Below are 19835 nucleotides of genomic sequence, written 5' to 3'. Positions count from 1 at the left end.
CGGCACCGAGTCACCTGGGAACACGATGAAGTGGAAGACGACATGACGACACAGGGATCGAACTACCCATTGGCCGGGATCAAGGTCGGTGGCGCTCCTGCGCATCGTTTGGCGACGCCGCCGAAGTCCGGCTCCACTTCGCCCACCAGTGCCCGCACCGATTCTTCGGCGGCAGCGCCCGCCGAGAAGGCGGTCGAGGCCGCAACCACCGAGAAATCGGCCGAAGCGGCCACGCCCACCGAGAAGGCGTCCGCAACAACGCCTGCACCAGCAACGTCGTCCGTCACGGATTCAGCGACCCCCCGCGCGGATCGACGTCGTCCAGAGAAGCCCGCCACGGAATCGAACGAGGTTGAAGTGACTACAAGCGATCAGATCTCAGAACACGGCCTGCCCACCAACGGCCGCTCCACGTCTCACGGATCGGCCGGCTCCACGCCGACGCTCGGGCGTGGCCAGGCTCCCGACCGCCGTACCGCCATGGGCGTCGCCTCGGTACGCATCGCAGGCCGGCTGACCCAGAACGAGCTCGGCAGCCGCACCGGTGACATCCGCACCCCCGATACCTCCGTCGGCCCCGACGAGCTGCTGCAGCTTCTCGGCGAATACCTCGTCTCGGGTGGCCTGCAGAACCCCGAGATCCACGTGCGTTCCAACGGCCAGACCATCGTGCTGGACCTGCAGAACCCGGCCAAGGGTTACCGCTGACCCCAGACGGTCACAACAGCTGCTGGAAGACCTCTGGTCGCACCATTTCGAGTACCAGAGGCTTCCACTGCGGTGCACGGTCCTTGTCGACCAACACCGCGCGTACACCCTCCGCGAAATCTGGCTCGGTGATGATCCAGGTGGCCATTCGCAACTCGCGGTCCAGGCATTCCCGCAACGTGCTGTCTGCTCCGCGCGCAATCAGCGCGTCGGTGGCCATCAGGGACGTCGGAGACAGCGTCGCCAGCTGAGTCTTCGTTGTGCGCGACCACGGTGTATCGCACTCGAGTGCGTCGATGATGTCGACGAGAGACTCCTTCTCGAACACTGCCGCCACCGCCTCCGCGTCGAACGACAGCTCCGTCGACGACGGTGCTGTGGTGTGACGCTCGAGCGCTTCGTGAATATCGGTGCCGGCGAGGATGTCGGCCTTCAGCTCGTCCACCACCTCGCTCGGGCAGAAGTGCGTGGCCAATCCGAGTGCGAGTGCGTCCGATCCGGTGATGCGCGTACCCGTGAGCGCCAGGTAACGCCCGACACGACCGGGCAGCCGCGACAGAAAATAGCTCGACCCCACATCCGGCACGAAGCCGATCGCCGTCTCCGGCATGGCCAGTACCGCGTTCTCTGTGACGATGCGGATGCTGCCGTGAATCGAGATACCCAGACCTCCACCGAAGGCCGCTGCCTCGATGACGGCGATGTACGGCTTGGGGTAGTTCGCGATCAGTTCGTCGAGATCGTATTCCGCCGCGAAGTACTGCGGACCGGCGTCGTGGTCGCCGTCGACGACTGCCTGCCGAATCGCCTTGATGTCTCCGCCCGCGCAGAACGCCCGCGGCGAACCACTCGTCACCAGAACCGACGCGACAGCATCGTCGTCTCGCCACGCATCGAGAGCGTCTCGGATGCCATGGATCATGGCACCGTTCAACGAGTTCAGAGCCTCCGGCCGATTCAGAACGATATGTCCGACCCCGCCGGACACCTCGGCTTCGACAACGGCCACAGTTGACTCCTTCACACGCGCATCGCCCGACGCGTAACAGTAGCGCGCGCTACTCGCGAGACTCCACCGATCGCGGGCGCGCGTCACCGGGGATGTCGGCAGGTCGACACGGCCTCTCCTCTGCGGTGAACCATCCGCGATACAGAAACAACTGGCCGAGCACCGGACTCTGAACCTTGATCTCGATGCGATGCCGCTCCTCGGCTGCGTCCCACCACTCCCGACCGATCGTCAGCGCCGACGCCACCTTCGGCAACTTCGGTGCCAGCGGGCCGAGCAGGAATCTCGGCACTTCGCTCTCGAGTATCAGACCGCCCTCGTCGTCGACCTCACACCTGGTGTGCACCACCATGTCCGAGGAGAATCCCAGATAGTCCAGGGCATACGCGTCGGATTCCGCCGAGGAGACCATCACCGAGTTCATCCCCTGAGGATGGCCGACGAAGGCGAAACGGCGCACGAAAGACAGTGTCTCGCGGCCCAATTCGTCGACATACGCGTAGTTGGCGATGGTGAACGGCACGTCCTTGCCCACGCCGGCGGGAAACAGTCCACGCTTGCGGCCGGCCCACAGCAACGGCGGCGGCACCAGCCGAGAGTGCGTCATCTCCTCCATGACGCCCACCCCGAATTGGGCGAGATGGTCCGAGGACTTCAATCCGAAGCGCCACTGAACCTTGGGATGCAGACGGGAGAAATCCGAACCGAGTACTTCCGCGACCACCGATGCCATGTCTCCAGTATGCGCATCGGGCACGTGAGCGAAACTTCGTAGCAGGCTACGAGCCAACTATTACCCCGGGTCGTTCCGCAGGCTCCACTCCTGCCACATGCCGCAGGCTCTACTCCAACTCGGCGGCCAGTTCCATCCACCGTTCCTCGGCAACGTCCTTGTCCGCAAGGACCTGCTTGAGCTCGGTGTCGAGAGCGACGAGCTTGCTCTGCTCGGTGGACGCGTCGACGAGCTCGGCGTGCAGCTCGACCTCACGCTTGGAGAGTCGCAGGACGAGCTTCTCGAGCTTGCTGAGTTCCTTGCGGGCCGCGCGCTCCGAGGCCGCATCACGGGTGGCCTTGCGCGGCGCCCCGCCGGTGGTCAACGAGTCCGGCGTCGCGTCGGCGGCGAGGACGGCCCGCCGACGCAGGTACTCCTCGATGCCGCCGGGAAGGTTGGTGAGCTTGCCGTCGCCGAAGAGTGCCCACGTCGAGTCACAGATGCGCTCGATCAGGTACCGGTCGTGACTGATGACGACGAGCGTGCCCGCCCAGCCGTCCAGGATGTCCTCGAGCTGCTGCAGGGTGTCGATGTCCAGGTCGTTGGTGGGCTCGTCGAGCAACAGCACGTTGGGCTCGGCCATCAGCACTCGCGTCAACTGCAGGCGGCGTCGTTCGCCACCGGACAGATCTCCGACCGGCGTGCGCTGGCGAGCGGGGGTGAAGCCCAGCCTCTCCGCGAGCTGACCGGCAGAAATCTCCTTGTCGCCCAACGTGATCCGCTCGGCCACTTCCTTGACCGCGTCGAGGACACGCAGCTTCTTGGGCAGGTCGTCCAATTCCTGCTTCAGCCAACCGATCTTGACGGTCTGGCCCTGAATGCGCTTGCCCGCGGCGGGCTGCAGTTCACCGGCGAGCGTGCGGAGCATCGTCGTCTTACCCGAACCGTTGACGCCGACCAGACCGACGCGCTCGCCGGGAGCCAGACGCCACGTGAAGTCCTTGACCAACTCGCGGCCGTCGGGAGTTTCCAGGCGTGCGTCCTCTAGTTCGATGACGACCTTGCCCAGCCGACGCTGAGCGAAGGAGGACAGTGCTACGGAGTCACGGGGCGGCGGGACATCGGCGATCAATGCCTCGGCGGCCTCGATGCGGTACTTGGGCTTGGACGTTCGCGCAGGAGCACCGCGGCGCAGCCATGCAAGTTCCTTGCGGGCGAGGTTGCGACGCCGCTCCTCGGATGCGTCGGCCTGACGGGACCGTTCGGCGCGCGCGAAGACCCAATCGTTGTAGCCACCCTCGTAGGTTTCGATACCACCCCCGACGACCTCCCACGTCTGATTGGCGACGGTATCGAGGAACCACCGATCGTGAGTGACGACGACGAGTGCGCTGCGACGCGACACCAGGTGCGCAGCGAGCCATTGCACTCCTTCGACGTCCAGGTGGTTGGTGGGCTCGTCGAGCACGAGCAAGTCCAGGTCCTGCACGAGCGCCGCAGCCAGCGCGACGCGACGCCGCTCGCCGCCGGACAGGTTGTCGATCGACGCGTCGAGCCCGGAGCTGCCGACCGGTCCGAGATCGGCGATGCCGATGCCCGTCAGGATGTTGCGCACCCGAGAATCACCGGCCCATTCGTGCTCGGCCATTCCGAGTGGGTCGAGCACCACCTGGCCGACGGTCGACCCGGGCGGAAGCACCCCGCGCTGGGTGACGACGGCCATCCGCAGGCCGTTGACTCGGCTGACGCGTCCCGAATCGGGCGGTTCGAGACCGGCAAGAACCTCGAGCGTGGTGGTCTTGCCACCGCCGTTGAGGCCCACCATGCCGATGCGCTCGCCCTCCTGCACACCGAGGGAGACGCCGTCGAGCAGCGGCTTGACGCCGAAGGACTTGCTGACGTTTTCGAGATTGACGAGATTGACCATCAGGAAAAACCAATCGATTCATTAGTGACAACACGAGCGCCGGGAACCGGCCCACTCGCAACACGGACGGTGCGGCACACGCCGGCACCGGACAGTTCAGCGCTCACCGACACCGCCGCGTCGGCGTCGGCGCACAGAAACGCACATGTGGGGCCCGAGCCCGAGACGATGCCCGCCAACGCCCCGGCCGTGACCCCCGCTCGAAGGGTGCGACGCAGCTGTGGCATCAGCGACACCGCAGCAGCCTGCAGATCGTTGCCGAGTAACGGTGCGAGTGCTCGCGCATCACCGGACGTGAGCGCATGCATCAGATCCTCGGTGCCACCGAGGCGAGGCGGACTACCCTTGGCACGCAACTCGTCGAGCTCGTTGTACACCGCGGGCGTCTGCAGACCGCCCTTGGCCAACGCTAGTACCCAGTGAAAGCTGTTGCGCGAGAGCACCGGAAGCAACTTCTCACCGCGTCCTGTTCCCACCGCGGTTCCGCCGTGCAACGAGAACGGCACGTCGCTACCAAGTTCGGCCGCAATCTCGTCCAGATCGTCGCGAGAGAGATCCAGATGCCACATCGCATTGAGCGCCACCAGCGTCGCGGCGGCATCGGCACTTCCGCCTGCCATGCCTCCGGCCACAGGAATGCCCTTGTCGATGGTGATCTCCACCGACGGCTCACGCCCCACCCGACGCCCCAGCAACACCGCGGCCTTCCACACCAGATTCCGCGAATCGGTGGGAACCACCTTCGCGTCGTCGCCGCGCACCCGAACCGAGAGCGACGTGGCCGGAATTACCGACAGCTCGTCGGAAAGCGAGAGCGCCTGGAACACCGTCGTCAACTCGTGAAAGCCATCGGGACGCAGGTCACCGACCGCGAGATGCAAGTTCACCTTCGACGGGGCCCGAACGACAACGGGTGTGGGAACGACAGACAGCACGAGTAACCACAGTAGTGGAGAAACAGCGGCCGAGTTCACCACCAGGGTTTTGCATGCGGACCGAACATGTCCGCATTGCGTGGCATCGTGTGAGCATGAAAGAAACCTCGGCACGGCTGCTGCGGTTGCTGTCCCTGCTCCAGACCCGTCGCGATTGGGCGGGCGCGGAGCTGGCGGAGCGGCTCGATGTCACCCCGCGGACGCTGCGACGCGATGTGGACAAGCTGCGCGATATCGGTTACCCGGTCAATGCGACGCCGGGGGTGGGCGGCGGCTATCAGCTCGGCCCCGGTGCCGAGATGCCGCCGCTGCTGCTCGACGACGACGAGGCACTGGCGGTGGCGTTCGGGTTGCAGTCCGCCGCCGGTGGGTCGGTGGCAGGCATCGGCGAGGCGTCGCTGCGGGCCCTGACGAAACTGCGGCAGGTGATGCCGTCGCGCATCCGGCATCGGCTCGATGCGCTGCGAATCGATGTGGTGGAACAGACGCCGCGTTCGGCGGTGGACGCCTCGGTGCTGTCGACGGTGGCGGCGGTGTGTCACGGACACGAGCGGCTGCGATTCGATTACCGCAAGCACGACGGTTCCGAGTCCAGACGTGAGGTGGAGCCGTACAGCCTGGTGCGGGCGGGGGCACGCTGGTATCTGCTGGGATGGGATGTGCTGCGGGAGGATTGGCGATCGTATCGAGTGGATCGCCTGATTCCGAAGATTCCGACGGGTCCTCGGTTCACCCCACGAGAGTTGCCTGCAGGCGGGGCGGCCGCGTTCGTCTCGAAGGGAATCGATCGCGCGTTCACTCAGGTGCAGGCGAGGATCGCACTGCATGCGCCGATCGAGACCATCGCTCCGATGATCGACGAACAATGGGGCGCAATCGAATCCATCGACGAGCACACCTGCGCGGTGGTGCTGTCCGGCGATTCGCTGCCGTCGATCGCGCGATGGCTGGCGGCGTTCGACACCGATTTCACCGTGCTCGATCCACCGGAACTACGTGAGGAATGCCGAGTCGTGGCAGAGCGACACGCGAGACTGACCGACCGGTACCTGGCGGCGGTTCACTCTCCGGTAACCGACACGTGAGTCAATGGACCGATGACCACACCATTCGGTTTCGACCCGAAGTTCCTGGCCGACATCGACGTTCCGTTGCCCGATCGCGCAGGTGTGGTGGTACTGCCGTACACGCACTTCTCGGTGTCCATCGACCCCGACCGACGCCTCGCCGCGGTCACCGGCGTCAACATCGACGGCGCCAGCCTGAAGGATGTCGAACGGGGCGACGACTGGCGATTGGACGACCGCCTGCCGGCGTCGCAGCAGGCCGGTAACGAGCTGTACTCGAACAACGACCTCGATCGCGGACACCTGGTTCGCCGGCGAGACCCGGTGTGGGGTGAGCTGTCGGTGGCCACCCGCGCCAACCAGGACACCTTCCACTACACGGTGTGCGCTCCGCAGACGGCCACGCTGAACCAATCGAAGACACTGTGGCTCGGGCTCGAAGATTACGTTCTGGGCTACGCAGAGCAATACGGCCGACGTCTTTCGGTGTTCAGCGGCTGTGTATTCGCCGACGACGATCCCATCTACCGAGGCATCGCCATTCCGCGGCGGTTCTTCAAAATCGCTGTGTGGTCCCAGGATTCGAGTCCTGCGTGCACCGGCTACGTGCTGGACCAGTCGCCGTCTCTCGACCCGATCCTCGACAAACCGCTGCGACTCGAGACCGATCCCCCACCCCTCGGCCCCTACCGGACGTACCAGGTTCCGGTGGCCGACATCGCGTCGGCGACGGGTCTCGAGCTGGACCTTCTGATCGAAGCCGATCGTTACGCACCGGTGGCCGCGGCCCGCGGTGCGGCGTCGAGGTGGACCGAGCTGACGCGACTGTCGGACATCCACCTCTGAACGAACCACTTGGTTCGATACGGAATCGTGACGCGCAACGGAGCGGAATGCCAATAGCATTGCTCAGCATCTGACGAGGCGTCGACGAACAGGGGTTCGACATGCGAAGACGATGGACGACGGCACTGGTGGCGCTGGCGATGACAGTGGGAGCACTGTTCGTCTCGAGTGGCACAGCGGCGGCTGCACCGCATTCCCATCTCGCGACCGTATCGATCCCGAGCGCGTACCCCTGGGAAGCGCCCTACACGCTCGAGGTGAACGGTTACAGCGGCCTTCGATCCGACTTCGGCGGGCCATATCACGCATTCCTGGCGATCACCGCGCAGCCGCCGACCACCGACCCGATCTACAGCCAGAACTGGCGTTTTCTGTCGTTCGCTTCGCACACCGAAGTGCAGTGGCGCAACACGACGACCGGAGCCTCTGGCGTCGCACACGAGGACAGAACGGCGAGGTACCCGTGGGGTGAGGCGTACATCGACACCGGCCTCGGGTGGGTCGAGTACACGATCACGGTCACCTCTGGAGCATTGATTCAGCAGCTCAATCCGCAGCGGGTCACGTCGTCCGGCGCACTCGAAGTGACCCTGAACCCGTTCTGACGGTCAGGCTTCGGTTGCGGCCAAACGGACGAAGGCTGCGGCGTCGATGGTCTCGCCGCGTGCCGTCGGGTCGATTCCGGCCTCGCGAAGTCGCCGTTCGGCGGCAACCGGGGAACCGGCCCACCCCGCCAGGGCTGCTCGTAAAGTCTTGCGCCGCTGCGCGAATGCGGCATCGATCACGGCGAAGACGGCCTTGCGGTGCGCTGTGTCCGTCGGCCACGGCGGCTCGGCGTACCGATCGATGCGAACCAGGCCCGACTCGACTTTGGGTACCGGCCAGAACACCGAACGACCCACTGCGCCTGCCCTTTTGACGTCACCGAAGAATCTGGCCTTGACGCTGGGGATGCCGTAGATCTTGCTTCCCGGCACCGCGGCCAGTCGATCGGCCACCTCGGCCTGGACCATCACCACAGCCACCCGAAGACTCGGCAGTTCCGAGAACAGATGGATGAGCACGGGAACGGCGACGTTGTACGGAAGATTGGCCACCAAGGCGGTCGGCTCCCCGGCGATGTCCGCGGCACGAATGCGAAGGGCGTCGGCCTCGATAACTGTCAGGCGGTCGGCCAGAGTCGGGGCCCGGTCGGCCACCGTGATCGGCAGACGGGTCGCGAGCTTGGGGTCGATCTCGACGGCGATGACGGCCTCGGCGACATCGAGCAGCGCGAGTGTCAGCGATCCGAGACCGGGGCCGACCTCGAGCACCGTGTCTTGCGGGCCGACTCCGGCGGAGGCGACGATGCGTCGGACGGTGTTGGCGTCGTGCACGAAGTTCTGGCCGAGCTGCTTGGTGGGCCGTACATCGAGCTCGGCGGCCAACGAGCGGACCTCGGCGGGACCCAGCAGGGCCGCGGATCCCCTCACATGTTCGGACACGGCGGAAACTCTACGGGACTAGCGGTAACCCAGACGCGAGGTGCATGCCGGCCATGCGCCCCAACCCTGGGACTTCTGTGTCACCGATGCGATGGCGATCTGCTCTTCGCGGGTGGCGAGATCGGCGCGCGGAGCGTACTTGAGGCCGCCCTGGCGTTCCCAGGTGTTCTGGTCGAACTGCACGCCGCCGTAGAAACCGTTGCCGGTGTTGATCGCCCAGTTCCCGGTTGCCTCGCACTGGGCAAGCGCGTCCCAGATCGCCCCGTTCTCCACCGGCGGCACCTCGGTACCGGGCTTGGCTCCGACGCGAACCGTCTTCGGCTGCGCTGGCACCTTGACCACTTCGTCGACCTTCTCGCGGCCGACCTCGACACCGTTGACCATGTTGATCTTCCAGGTGATGTCGGAGACACCGGGAGCGCCGGGATTCTCGACGACGGTCTTGCTCATGTTCATCGTCGGATCCTCGATGCGCTGCTCGGGAGCGTCGACATCGGTGGTCTCGGACTTGGTGACGGTCCGATCGCGCGTCACGACGATCTCTGCGCCGTCGGTGACGGTGGCGTCCGGATCCGGGGTGACCGTATCGGCCTCTTCCAGCGGCTTGCCCGCTGCTTCGAGGAATTCACGCACGGTCGGTGCGGCCAGAGTGACCGGGGTGACCGGGGATCCGCCGTCGACCAGCGAGACCTGCTTGGGGAGAGCCACATCGAGCTCGGTTCCGTCGAGGGGCAGTCGTTCGGATCTGGACGCGGACACGTGCACGTCCTCGGCCAAACCGGTCTGCTGCAGCGCCTCGTCGACGGTCAGGGCGGTGGTCCAGATGTCCTCGGGCTTGCCGTCCACGTTCAGCGTGATCTCACGGGCGCGGCGCAGCACCACGGTGTCGCCGTCGTTGAGCCCGGAGTCCGGGGCGGGAACAACCAGATCCTTGTCCGACGGCGCGTAGCCTGCGTCGACCAAGGCGCTGTTGACGTCGGTCTTCATCGTGCTCAGCGAAATCATGTCGCCGTCGACGTCGATGGTCACGGTCTTGTGACGGCTCACGGCCATCACGCCACCGGCGACGAGCGTCATCAACAGGGCCGCGATGACCAGGTAGAGCGTGGTCGAACGGGCGGAGTTGAGACGTCTGATAGTCGACAAGTTTCGTATTCCTGGCGGTTGCGAGCGTGACTCGGTACGCGAAACGCCGAGTTCGGTCACGGTACGGTAACGAATTAGTACCCGCGCCGCAACTTCAGCTGCTACAGGCCGTACACCCGCTCGGCATTGGCAGTCGCGTGCGCCGCCAGCTCTGCGGGATCCTGACCGCGAACTTCGGCCAAAGCCCTGACGGTGTACGGCAGGCAGTACGGCTCGTTCGGTGCGCCACGGAACGGATGTGGGGTGAGGAACGGAGCATCCGTTTCCACCAGCACCAACTCGTCGGGCACCAGCACCGCGGCCTCACGCAACGCGTGCGCGTTCTTGAAACTCACGGTTCCGGAAAAACTGAGAACGTACCCGGCGTCGACGCAGACCCGTGCGGTCTCCGGACCGCCCGAGAAGCAGTGGAAGATCACCGTCTCGGGAGCGCCCTCCGATCTCAGAACAGCCAGCAGGTCCTCGTCTGCCTCACGGTTGTGAATCATCAGGGGTTTGCCCAGGCGCTTCGCGAGATCGATGTGCCAGCGAAATCCCTCGTGTTGCTCGGCGACCGTCGCGCAACCGTCGAGCTTGCCGGGCCAGTAGTAGTCCAGTCCTGTCTCACCGACGGCAACCACGCGCGGATCGGTTGCCAATCGCTCGATCTCGGCCTTGGCGTCGTCGTCCAGCACATTCGCGCGGGTGGGATGAATGGCCACCGCGGCCCATACCCGCGGATCCCAGGACGCAGCGTCGACGGCGAAGCGCGCGGCATCGAGATCGTCGGCGATGGTGACCACGCGGGTGACGCCGACGGACTCGGCCTTGTCCACGATCGCGGCCACACTCGCCGCGTCGGTCGCGCCGCACGCATCGAGGTGGGTGTGCGCGTCGACGAGGGTGCCGACGGGCTCGGGCAACGGTGGTGCGGGACGGTCTCTACTCACGATCGTTAGAGTAGGCGCACCATGACTGCGCCAGCTGATGCCTCACGGCCACCCTTCTACGTCACCACGGCGATCGCGTACCCCAACGGCGCTCCCCACATCGGGCACGCCTACGAGTACATCGCCACCGACGCCATCGCGCGCTTCAAGCGCCTCGACGGTTACGACGTGCGATTCCTGACGGGAACCGACGAGCACGGCCTGAAAATGCAGCAGACTGCGCAGACCGAGGGCGTCGACGTTCGCGAACTCGCCGCACGCAACTCCGACGCGTTCCAGGCCGCTCAGGATCTGCTGAAGATCTCGTATGGGCGCTTCATCCGCACCACCGACGCCGACCACCACACCGCCAGCCAGGAACTGTGGAAGCGGATGGAGGCGAACGGCGACATCTACCTGGACTCGTACTCCGGGTGGTACTCGGTGCGCGACGAGGCGTTCTACACCGAGGCCGAAACGACTCTCGGCGAGGACGGCTCCCGCGTCGCGACGGAGACGAACACTCCCGTCGAGTGGACCGAGGAGTCGTCGTACTTCTTCCGGCTCTCGCAGTACCAGGACAAGCTCCTCGCGCTGTACGACGCGTCGCCGGACTTCATTGCGCCCAACACGCGCCGAAACGAGATCGTGAATTTCGTCAAGGGCGGACTGCGCGACCTCTCGATCTCGCGAACCACGTTCGACTGGGGCGTACCGGTTCCCGGCGATCCCGCGCACGTGATGTACGTCTGGGTCGACGCACTGACCAACTACCTCACCGGTGCCGGGTTCCCCGAGACCGAATCCGAGGCGTACCGAAAGTTCTGGCCGGCCGATCTGCACATCATCGGCAAGGACATCACGCGCTTCCACACCGTCTACTGGCCTGCGTTCCTGATGTCTGCGGGTATCGAGCTTCCCAAGCGGGTGTTCGTGCACGGGTTCCTGAACGTCAAGGGCGAGAAGATGTCCAAGTCTCTCGGCAACGTGCTGGACCCGCAGTCGTTGGTGGAGAACTACGGCCTCGATCCGGTGCGCTTCTTCTTCCTGCGCGAGGTCTCGTTCGGTCAGGACGGCAGCTACAGCCACGAGGCCATCGTCGCTCGCGTCAACGCCGATTTGTCCAACGAACTCGGCAACCTCGCACAGCGTTCGCTGACGATGGTCGCGAAGAATCTGGAAGGAAAGCTCCCGACGCCGGGCGACTTCACCGCCGAGGACGAGGCGATGCTGGCTCGTGCGGACGCGCTGCTGGAGATCTGCCGACGCGAATTCGATGTGCAGGCAATCCATTCCGCACTCGAAGCGATCTGGTCGGTACTCGGTGAGACCAACCGCTACTTCTCGCTGCAGCAGCCGTGGGTGCTACGCAAGACCGATCCCGATCGCATGGCCACCGTGCTGTACGTGACGATCGAGGTGCTACGCATCGTCAGCATCCTGGCGCAGCCCGTCATGCCCGATTCCGCGTCGCGCATCCTCGACCTGCTCGGTGCGTCGAACCGCGAATTTGCCGATGTGGCAACACGTTCGGTACCCGGCACGGCATTACCGACCCCGACGCCGGTGTTCCCCAAGTACGAGTAGAGCGCTCCGCGCATGTGAGCAGAACTTCGACCCCCACTACGAAGTTCTACTCACATGCGGCGAAGCCGCTCTCACAGGGTCTTTTCGAGCTCCTCGAGCGTGTTCTCCAGATGCGTCAGCATGCGCTGCAGGTGCGGCACACTGCGTCGGCACCCGATGAGTCCGAAGTTCAACGAATCGCCGTTACTGGCGACGGTGATGTTGAGCGCCTGCCCGTCGGCCACGATCGACGCCGGGTAGATGCCGTCGAGTTTCGCGCCGTTCCAGTACAGATCCTCCTTGGACCCCGGCACGTTGGAGATGATGACGTTGAACGGCGGCGGGGTGTAATCGACGAATCCCGGTACCGGACCGAACAGCAACGGAGCCATGGTGACTGCTCCGACGGCGAGCGCTTCGAGTGTGTTGAGTTCGCTCATCATCTGCTTGCCCTTGACGGTCGAATCCTTGATCCGTTCCAGCCGCACGATCGGATCGGATTCGTCGGTTGCCAGATTGCACAGGATGGTCGTCACCGAATTGCCGGCGTCCTTGTCGTCGCCCTCCTTGCGCAGCGATACGGGCACCATGGCGATCAGAGGCTCCTCGGGCAACGCGCTCTGATCGATGAGGTACGCGCGCAGAGCTCCGGCGCACATCGCGAGCACCATGTCGTTGAGCGTGGCGTCGAGCGCCGTTCCGACCGTGCGGATGCGCTCGATCGACCAACTCTCGGCGGCGAAGCGGCGCGCGCCGCCGATGGGCACGTTGAACATCGTCCTCGGCGCTTGCAACGGCAGTTGCGCACCCTCTTTCTTCAACGCGCGCAATCCGATTCGTGCCGTCGCAGGCGCGAAGTCGACCAGGTCCCCGACGATCTTGCGTCCCATCGAGAGCCCACTCCCCAACTGCGCCAACCGCCCGGGCTGTTCGACGGGAGCCTGCTTCCTGCGCTTGCCGAACAGCGACGGGTCCCAGGTGGCAACTCCGCTTCGGTCGTCGGGGTCGGTGGTGAGAGTTCGCTGCATCAGCTTCAACGCGCTCACGCCGTCGACCAGTGAGTGATGCACCTTGGTGTACAACGCGATTCGACCGTCGGCCAGTCCCTCGATGATATGCAGCTCCCACATCGGCCGGTAGCGATCCAGCGGTGCACTGTGGTTGAGCGAGAGGAACTGGAACAGTTCCCGAATGCGTCCGGGTGCCGGCAGCACCGTACGGCGAACGTGGTACTCGAAGTCGACGTCCGGATCGAACGCCCAGGCCAGATTGCCCATGATCTGCACCGGACGCGAAGGCCGCTTTCGGAAGAGTTCGTGCACCTCTCCGGTGGTGAACTTGCGGTGCACTTCCTCGGCGAACTCGTGCGGATCGCCGGGCGGGACGAACAACTCCAGACCGCCCACGTGCATCGGGTGCTCCCGTGACTCGGCGATCAGAAACATCGATTCCGTGATGGGCATGAGTGCCATGAGCTGTCCCTTTTCCATTTGTTTTCGGTCACGGTACGGCACCGAATGTGACTCAGAACACGACCTTACGTCCGGTCACGAAAAGCTACCCGCTATTGTCCGTTACCAGGGGTTCCAAATAGAGCGGGGTTCCAACGCACGGCGCACACGCTCCGCGCAACGACAACGGGGATGGAGGCGACGGCCATGAATCCGGCGCTCACCGTAGTGAAATCGACCGACCCGGCGGCCACCGCACGCCGACGCGACATCCGCGGCGCGAGCCTGCAGTCGCAGATCCTGTCCAAATACCTGCAGTTCACCGTCCGCCCGTTTCTGACCGTGTGGGCGCAGGCCCCCTCTCTTCCGTGGCCGATGGGGCTGGTCGACTACGCCGGTCTGCTCGTCCCGCAGATCAGCGGCACCACGCGCAGCCGCGTCATGCTGGCCGAGTGCGAAGCCGAGTGGATCCGCGCCGAGGGAACCGGAAGCGATCGCGTGGTCCTGTACCTGCACGGCGGTGCGTTCGTCTGCTGCGGCCTGCGTACCCATCGCCGGATGACCTCACGGGTCTCCAAGCAGGTCGACGGATCGGTGTTGTCGGTGAACTACCGGATGATGCCGCGCAATCCGATCACCCATGCGGTCGAGGACGGCGTGGACGCGTACCGCTTCCTTCTCGATTCCGGTTACCGCCCGGAGCAGATCATCCTGGGCGGCGATTCGGCCGGCGGGTACCTCGCGTTCATGGTCACCCTGGCGCTGCGCACCGTCGGCCTGCCTGCACCCGCGGGAATCTTCACCATGTCCCCGCTGACCGATATGGACCCCACCGGCAAACTCGACCACGAGAACGCGTCGAAGTGTTCCGTGTTTCCGTCCAACGCGGTTCCCGCACTGACCGCACTGGCCGATCGCGTCGACGCGCGCATCGTCGTCGAGGGGCACCGGGGCCCGCGGGTCTCACCCGTCGACGGCGACCTCTCCGGCCTGCCGCCGGTGTTGATTCAGGTCGGTTCGACCGAAATGGTCTATGCCGACGCCGAACTCATGGCTCAGCGTCTCGCGGTCGCCGGAGTCGACTGCGAACTTCAGGTGTACGAGGATCAGGTCCACGTGTTCCAGGCGGCCGATTTCGTCCCCGAAGCCCGACGTGCGCTTCGCGCCATCGGCGAGTTCGCCCGGAACGTCAGCCCCCGTACAGAAAGCTGAGATACCTTCTCCCCATGGCAGTCACAGTGAACAAGTCCGTCGACATCGACGCCGACGCAGCGACAATTCTCGACGTCCTCGCGGACGTCGAAGGCATCCCCTCGTGGTCCCCGGTCCACAAGAAGTGCGAGGTGGTCGATCGCTTCGAGGACGGCAAGCCGAACCACGTCAAGATGAACGTCTCGATCATCGGTGTCAACGACGAGCAGTTGGTCGCGTACACCTGGAGCGAGAACGAAGTGTCGTGGACCTTGGTGGAAAGCACTCAGCAGAAGGCCCAGGACGGCCGGTACACGTTGACGCCCAAGGACAACGGCACCCACGTCGAGTTCGAGTTGACGGTCGACCCGAAGATTCCGCTACCAGGCTTCCTGGTGAAGAAGGGAACCAAGACCATCCTCGAGGCAGCCACCGAAGGTCTGCGTCAGCAAGTAGTGGGCTGACCCGCTACTGCTCTTTCCGCGCAGCGAGTACTGCCTCGTAGACCTCACGTTTGGAGACGCCGTCGACCGCCACCTGGGCGCAGGCGTCTTTCAACCGCATGCCCGACGCCACCAGGGTTTCCACCTCGGCCACGAGATCCTCGGGATCCTCGGCGACGGCGACCGCTCCTTCGAGTACGACGGTGATCTCGCCGCGCACTCCTCCCCTCGCCCAGTCGAGCAACTCCCCCAGCCCGCCGCGTCGGACCTCCTCGTAGGTCTTGGTGAGCTCCCGGCACACCGCGGCGCGACGATCGGGACCGAGTACGTGGACGGCGTCCTCGAGACACGCGACGAGACGGTGCGGTGCCTCGAAGAAGACGATGGCCCGCGGTTCGGCGAGCACCGACTGGAAGTAGGTGCGTCGCTGGCCTTGCTTACGCGGCGCGAACCCGTCGAAGCAGAACCGTTCGACCGGCAGACCCGACAACGCGAGCGCAGTCGTGACGGCCGACGGACCGGGCAGACAGGTCACCGGCAGATCCGCATCGACGCACGCGGCCACGAGGCGGTAGCCGGGATCGCTCACCGACGGCATCCCGGCGTCGGTCACCAGCAGCACCGTCTTGCCCTCGGCCACGGCCTCGACCAGCGCCGGCAGCCGGGCCGTCTCGACCTGGTCGTAGAAACTGACCACGCGCCCTGCGATCACCACGCCGAGCGAGGACGCGAGTTGTTTGGTGCGCCGGGTGTCCTCGGCGGCGACGACATCGGCACTGCCGAGGGCATCACGCAGGCGCTGCGAGGCATCACCGACGTCGCCCATCGGGGTGGCGGCAAGGATGAGCATGACTCCAGTGTCCCGCATGCAGTGCGGCGGCCTGTCATGCACCGCGGATCAACGCCTACGATCGGTACGTGACCTTGCTGACCTCTGAGCGCTCCGGCGACCGGTCGATGGTCAGTCCCGGGCCCACGGTTGCCGCGCGCGACTGGTTCCACGACACCGATGCCAGGCGCGGCTGGATCGTCACCCTCGTGATCACAGCCGTCTGCGCGATCACGCGATTCACGATGCTGCGCTACCCCACCGATGCCGGGACCCCGGTCTTCGACGAAAAGCACTACGCGCCGCAGGGCTATCAGGTACTCACCGGCGGCGGTCTGGAGGACAATCCGGCGTACGGCCTGGTGGTGCATCCACCGGTCGGCAAACAGCTGATCGCCGTCGGAGAAGCGCTGTTCGGTTACAACGGGTGGGGTTGGCGTTTCTCGTCGGCCGTGGCCGGAACTCTGTTGGTGCTGTTGGTGATTCGAATCGTGCGACGCCTCGCACGGTCGACGCTGGTCGGTGCGATTGCCGGGATCCTCCTGATCGTCGACGGGGTCACCTTCGTCAGCAGCCGGATCGGCATGCTGGACATCTTTCTCGCGTTGTTCGTCACCGCGGCACTGGGCTGCTTGATCGTCGACCGCGACGACATGCGACAACGGTTGTCGAGAGTGCGTGACGAGGGCCGGATGGACGCGAGTGCGCTCGGTCCGCGAATGGGTGTGCGATGGTGGCGATTCGGAGCCGGCATCATGCTGGGGCTCGCCTGCGGCACCAAGTGGTCCGGCCTGTACTTCATTGCGTTCTTCGGATTGCTGAGTGTGGCATTCGATGTGGCCGCACGTCGCTCGTACGGCGTCGGGCGCCCCTGGCGGGGAACGGCATTGCGCGACATCGGGCCTGCGCTCTACGCATTGGTCGTCGTTCCGATCGCGGTATATCTGATGACCTGGTGGGCATGGTTGACCTCCGAGACGGGCGTCTACCGGCACGAGGTCGGCAGCGGCATCGGTGCCGGAGGGCCGTTTTCGTTCGTGCCCGAAGCCCTGCGGTCACTGTGGTACTACAGCGGCAGTGTGCTGCAATTCCATGAGGGACTGACCAATTCGGCCGGCAACCGGCATCCGTGGGAATCGAAGCCGTGGACGTGGCCGATGGGCCTGCGCCCGATGCTCTACTACTTCGCCGACGGCGAGAGCGTGTCCGGCTGCTCGGCGTCCTCGTGCGTGAAGGCGATCATGCTGATCGGCACGCCCGCGATGTGGTGGCTGGCGTTGCCGATGCTGGCCTGGGTGATCTGGTCGGTGTTCGTTCGACGCGACTGGCGCTACGCAGCAGTGCTTGTCGGCTACTCCGCAGCACTGCTGCCCTGGTTCACCACACTGGACCGGCAGATGTACTACTTCTACGCGGTGGCGCTGGCCCCGTTCATGGTGATGGGCTTCGCTTTGGTGCTGGGCGACATCATCGGCAAGGCAACAGCGTCAGCCGAACGGCGAGGTACCGGGCTACTGCTGGTTGCCCTGTACCTCGCCGTGGTGATCGCGAATTTCGTCTGGCTGTGGCCGATCCTCACCGCGATGCCGATCACGCCGCAGATGTGGCAGGAGCAACTGTGGTTACCGAGTTGGCGCTGACCGACGATCGCCGCTGGATGCAGATCAGCGCAGAATTGCCGTCTTGCCTTTGGTGAGTCCGTCGATGCTGACGCGGCCGGCACCGAATGCGGCCAGCAGCAACGCGCCGACGCCGAGGGCGACGACGAGCTCGTAGCCGTTGTCGGCGGCGAACACACCGTGCTCGAAGTGAACGAAGACCGCGGCACCGAGCATGTCGAGGAAGAGCAGCAGGCCGGCAATGGGGGTGAAGATTCCCAGTACCAGAGCACCGCCGCCGATGAGTTCTACGAATGTGGCGAAGTAGGCGGACGCCGTGGGGAGCGGGACGTTCATCATCTCGAAGCTGGCCGCGGCACCGTCGAGACCGTAGGTGTTCAGCTTCTGCCAGCCGTGAGCGATGAAGACGACTCCCAGACCGATGCGGGCTACAAGGGCGACGGCGTCGCGGACGAGGGTGGAATTCATTGTGCATCCTTCTGACACGACTACATGGGCCGCACCACGATGTCAGAATTATGTTGAAGCGTCAACTTAGCTATCGTTTGCACCTTTCAGTGCTGATTCGAGGAACGTTCGAGCCTGGTCGTCGTCCAGGCCGATGGAACGGACCGTCTTGACGAATTCCGTCGCCGCTCGGGCCGCGATATCACGCGAGGGATCACCGCCCGATGCAACGAAGGAACCCGATCGTCCGCGTGTCTCGATGACGCCTTGCTGCTCGAGCTCTCGGTACGTCTTCGCTACCGTGTTCGGCGCGATCTTCAGCTCCTCGGCAAGGCCGCGAACCGTCGGAATCTTGGTACCGGCAATCAGATCTCCCGACCGCACCAGCCCGAGAATCTGCATCCTCAACTGCTCGAACACCGGTGTCGTGTTCGACGAATCGATATGAACGCGCACTGTCCGTGCCTCAACCGACCGCGTCGACTGCGTCGACGATGGACGTCGAACCGGACGTCAACATCAGAGTCTTGTGCACTGCCGCACCGGTATCGAGCAGGCGCGCGATCACGGCGGCCACATCGGCACGCGTCACCTCGCCCGATTCGAGGGGTGGCTCGGTGAGCGATACCGAGTCCGTGGGATCTTCGTCCGTCAATTTGCCCGGACGCAGAATGGTCCAGTCGAGACCGGACCTGGCCGAAACATTCTCTTCTGCAGCAGTTTTGGCGTTGATGTAGGCCTTCCAGCCATCGTCCAAGTCCTCTGCCACCGGCTCTCCCGCACCGAACGAGCTGATCAGCACGTAGCGGCGAACACCGGCCTTCTCGGCCGCGTCGGCCAGCAACACCGCGCCCGCGCGATCGACGGTGTCCTTGCGCTCCGGGCCGCTGTTGGGCCCGGCACCGGCCGCAAACACCACTCCGTCGGCACCGTCGAGTACGGCCGCCAACTCGTCGACGGACGCAGACTCGAGATCGATCACCTGCGGCAGTGCGCCGAGTGCTGTGACGGCATCGACGTGGTCGCCGTTGCGAATCAACGACACCGCACGATCTCCGTGCGCCGTGAGTACCTGCGTGAGATGCTGGGCGATCTGGCCGTGCCCACCTGCAATGACAATCCGCTTGTCGGTCATAACCACTCCCGTTCCTGGCCTGAATCTGTCGGCTGGGCTACCCGCGTGGCAGGATCGCAAACATGACCCTGACCGCGACCATCTATCACAATCCCCGGTGCACTACCTCTCGTACCGCGTTGAAATTGATCGAGGAAGCGGGCGTCACCCCGCGAGTGGTCCGATACCTCGAATCGCCGCCCACCGAGGACGAGCTCCGCACCCTGCTTGCCGACGCCGGTCTCGAACCCCGGCAGGCCGTTCGCACCCGCGAGAGCATCTACAAGGAGTTGGGCCTCGGATCCGCGGACGACGACACGTTGATCGCCGCGATGATCGAGCATCCGGTTCTCATCGAACGCCCGATTGTGGTGACAGAGAAGGGAACCGTGCTGGCGCGGCCTGCCGACAAGGTGCACACCGTTCTCTGACC

At 64.9% G+C, this 19835-nt stretch carries 22 protein-coding genes; 9 read left to right on the top strand and 13 right to left on the bottom strand.

The features are described 5' to 3' along the window. Nucleotides 1-62 precede the first annotated feature (62 nt). Complete coding sequence (locus tag ACQR3T_RS01165; protein WP_230592570.1) at nt 63-287, bottom strand: hypothetical protein; 225 nt, start codon at nt 285-287, stop codon at nt 63-65. A 70-nt stretch (nt 288-357) separates the two neighbouring features. On the opposite strand from ACQR3T_RS01165, the gene ACQR3T_RS01160 reads away from it, so the two are divergent. Beyond that, entirely contained in the window at nt 358-708 is a 351-nt protein-coding gene (locus tag ACQR3T_RS01160) for a hypothetical protein (RefSeq protein WP_230594533.1), read from the top strand. Between the two features lie 10 nt (nt 709-718). Here ACQR3T_RS01160 and ACQR3T_RS01155 read toward each other — a convergent pair whose 3' ends face one another. The 4 genes from ACQR3T_RS01155 to ACQR3T_RS01140 all read right to left on the bottom strand — a co-directional run bounded on the left by ACQR3T_RS01155 (nt 719) and on the right by ACQR3T_RS01140 (nt 5291). Next, the gene (locus ACQR3T_RS01155; protein WP_428692268.1) at nt 719-1717 is read right to left on the bottom strand and encodes an enoyl-CoA hydratase/isomerase family protein; all 999 of its coding nucleotides are present in this window, start codon (nt 1715-1717) and stop codon (nt 719-721) included. 49 nt (nt 1718-1766) lie between these two features. Continuing rightward, complete coding sequence (locus tag ACQR3T_RS01150) at nt 1767-2450, bottom strand: DUF4166 domain-containing protein (protein ID WP_032377272.1); 684 nt, start codon at nt 2448-2450, stop codon at nt 1767-1769. Nucleotides 2451-2559: 109 nt separating this feature from the next. Then, nucleotides 2560-4356, bottom strand: coding sequence for an ABC-F family ATP-binding cassette domain-containing protein (locus ACQR3T_RS01145; RefSeq protein WP_032377273.1), 1797 nt, complete (start codon nt 4354-4356; stop codon nt 2560-2562). Next, on the bottom strand, nt 4356-5291 hold the full coding sequence (locus tag ACQR3T_RS01140) for a 4-(cytidine 5'-diphospho)-2-C-methyl-D-erythritol kinase (protein WP_032378281.1): 936 nt from the start codon (nt 5289-5291) through the stop codon (nt 4356-4358). Before ACQR3T_RS01140 ends, ACQR3T_RS01145 begins: the two co-directional genes overlap by 1 nt. 95 nt (nt 5292-5386) lie before the next feature. On the opposite strand from ACQR3T_RS01140, the gene ACQR3T_RS01135 reads away from it, so the two are divergent. From ACQR3T_RS01135 to ACQR3T_RS01125, 3 genes are all read left to right on the top strand, one after another. Then, on the top strand, nt 5387-6376 hold the full coding sequence (locus ACQR3T_RS01135; RefSeq protein WP_032377274.1) for a helix-turn-helix transcriptional regulator: 990 nt from the start codon (nt 5387-5389) through the stop codon (nt 6374-6376). 12 nt (nt 6377-6388) lie between these two features. Beyond that, nucleotides 6389-7204, top strand: a complete 816-nt coding sequence (locus ACQR3T_RS01130) for a DNA/RNA non-specific endonuclease (RefSeq protein WP_032377275.1) — start codon at nt 6389-6391, stop codon at nt 7202-7204. 101 nt (nt 7205-7305) lie between these two features. Then, on the top strand, nt 7306-7809 hold the full coding sequence (locus tag ACQR3T_RS01125) for a hypothetical protein (protein ID WP_037175379.1): 504 nt from the start codon (nt 7306-7308) through the stop codon (nt 7807-7809). Nucleotides 7810-7812: 3 nt separating this feature from the next. Here the strand turns inward: ACQR3T_RS01125 and rsmA are convergent, their stop codons facing one another. The 3 genes from rsmA to ACQR3T_RS01110 form a co-directional block, all read right to left on the bottom strand. After that, nucleotides 7813-8688, bottom strand: a complete 876-nt coding sequence (gene rsmA / locus ACQR3T_RS01120; protein WP_428692267.1) for a 16S rRNA (adenine(1518)-N(6)/adenine(1519)-N(6))-dimethyltransferase RsmA — start codon at nt 8686-8688, stop codon at nt 7813-7815. A gap of 18 nt (nt 8689-8706) precedes the next feature. Next, nucleotides 8707-9834 carry a resuscitation-promoting factor gene (locus ACQR3T_RS01115; protein WP_032378282.1) on the bottom strand — a complete coding sequence of 376 codons (1128 nt, stop codon included), beginning with the start codon at nt 9832-9834 and terminating at the stop codon, nt 8707-8709. A gap of 101 nt (nt 9835-9935) precedes the next feature. Next, a complete protein-coding gene (locus ACQR3T_RS01110) occupies nt 9936-10763 on the bottom strand; it encodes a TatD family hydrolase (RefSeq protein WP_428692266.1) in 828 nt (275 codons plus the stop codon). A 21-nt stretch (nt 10764-10784) separates the two neighbouring features. On the opposite strand from ACQR3T_RS01110, the gene metG reads away from it, so the two are divergent. Then, nucleotides 10785-12329 (top strand): methionine--tRNA ligase, encoded by a 1545-nt coding sequence (metG, locus tag ACQR3T_RS01105; RefSeq protein ID WP_428692265.1) that lies wholly within the window; start codon nt 10785-10787, stop codon nt 12327-12329. A gap of 71 nt (nt 12330-12400) precedes the next feature. Here the strand turns inward: metG and ACQR3T_RS01100 are convergent, their stop codons facing one another. Continuing rightward, nucleotides 12401-13780 carry a WS/DGAT/MGAT family O-acyltransferase gene (locus ACQR3T_RS01100; protein WP_428692264.1) on the bottom strand — a complete coding sequence of 460 codons (1380 nt, stop codon included), beginning with the start codon at nt 13778-13780 and terminating at the stop codon, nt 12401-12403. Between the two features lie 171 nt (nt 13781-13951). On the opposite strand from ACQR3T_RS01100, the gene ACQR3T_RS01095 reads away from it, so the two are divergent. Both ACQR3T_RS01095 and ACQR3T_RS01090 read left to right on the top strand, forming a co-directional pair. Continuing rightward, entirely contained in the window at nt 13952-14971 is a 1020-nt protein-coding gene (locus tag ACQR3T_RS01095; RefSeq protein ID WP_428692263.1) for an alpha/beta hydrolase, read from the top strand. 14 nt (nt 14972-14985) lie between these two features. Further along, a complete protein-coding gene (locus ACQR3T_RS01090) occupies nt 14986-15414 on the top strand; it encodes an SRPBCC family protein (protein WP_032377281.1) in 429 nt (142 codons plus the stop codon). Between the two features lie 4 nt (nt 15415-15418). Here ACQR3T_RS01090 and rsmI read toward each other — a convergent pair whose 3' ends face one another. Next, complete coding sequence (gene rsmI, locus ACQR3T_RS01085; protein WP_428692262.1) at nt 15419-16243, bottom strand: 16S rRNA (cytidine(1402)-2'-O)-methyltransferase; 825 nt, start codon at nt 16241-16243, stop codon at nt 15419-15421. 107 nt (nt 16244-16350) lie between these two features. Here rsmI and ACQR3T_RS01080 point away from each other — a divergent pair, with 107 nt between their 5' ends. Further along, nucleotides 16351-17862, top strand: a complete 1512-nt coding sequence (locus ACQR3T_RS01080; protein WP_032404897.1) for a dolichyl-phosphate-mannose--protein mannosyltransferase — start codon at nt 16351-16353, stop codon at nt 17860-17862. A 24-nt stretch (nt 17863-17886) separates the two neighbouring features. On the opposite strand, the gene ACQR3T_RS01075 is transcribed toward ACQR3T_RS01080, so the two are convergent. The 3 genes from ACQR3T_RS01075 to ACQR3T_RS01065 all read right to left on the bottom strand — a co-directional run bounded on the left by ACQR3T_RS01075 (nt 17887) and on the right by ACQR3T_RS01065 (nt 19423). After that, nucleotides 17887-18309 carry a DoxX family protein gene (locus ACQR3T_RS01075; protein WP_032377283.1) on the bottom strand — a complete coding sequence of 141 codons (423 nt, stop codon included), beginning with the start codon at nt 18307-18309 and terminating at the stop codon, nt 17887-17889. Nucleotides 18310-18375: 66 nt separating this feature from the next. Then, nucleotides 18376-18744 (bottom strand): GntR family transcriptional regulator, encoded by a 369-nt coding sequence (locus ACQR3T_RS01070; protein ID WP_032377284.1) that lies wholly within the window; start codon nt 18742-18744, stop codon nt 18376-18378. A 10-nt stretch (nt 18745-18754) separates the two neighbouring features. After that, nucleotides 18755-19423, bottom strand: a complete 669-nt coding sequence (locus ACQR3T_RS01065) for an SDR family oxidoreductase (RefSeq protein WP_428692261.1) — start codon at nt 19421-19423, stop codon at nt 18755-18757. Between the two features lie 62 nt (nt 19424-19485). Here ACQR3T_RS01065 and arsC point away from each other — a divergent pair, with 62 nt between their 5' ends. Beyond that, nucleotides 19486-19833: an arsenate reductase (glutaredoxin) gene (gene arsC, locus ACQR3T_RS01060; protein ID WP_428692260.1), complete on the top strand. Its 348-nt coding sequence runs from the start codon at nt 19486-19488 to the stop codon at nt 19831-19833. Nucleotides 19834-19835: the final 2 nt, after the last annotated feature.

The sequence above is a fragment of the Rhodococcus sp. IEGM1428 genome (assembly GCF_050321865.1).
Classification (GTDB): domain Bacteria; phylum Actinomycetota; class Actinomycetes; order Mycobacteriales; family Mycobacteriaceae; genus Rhodococcoides.
Note: the sequence above shows the minus strand (reverse complement) of the source record. Positions and strands in the feature narration are given on the sequence as shown.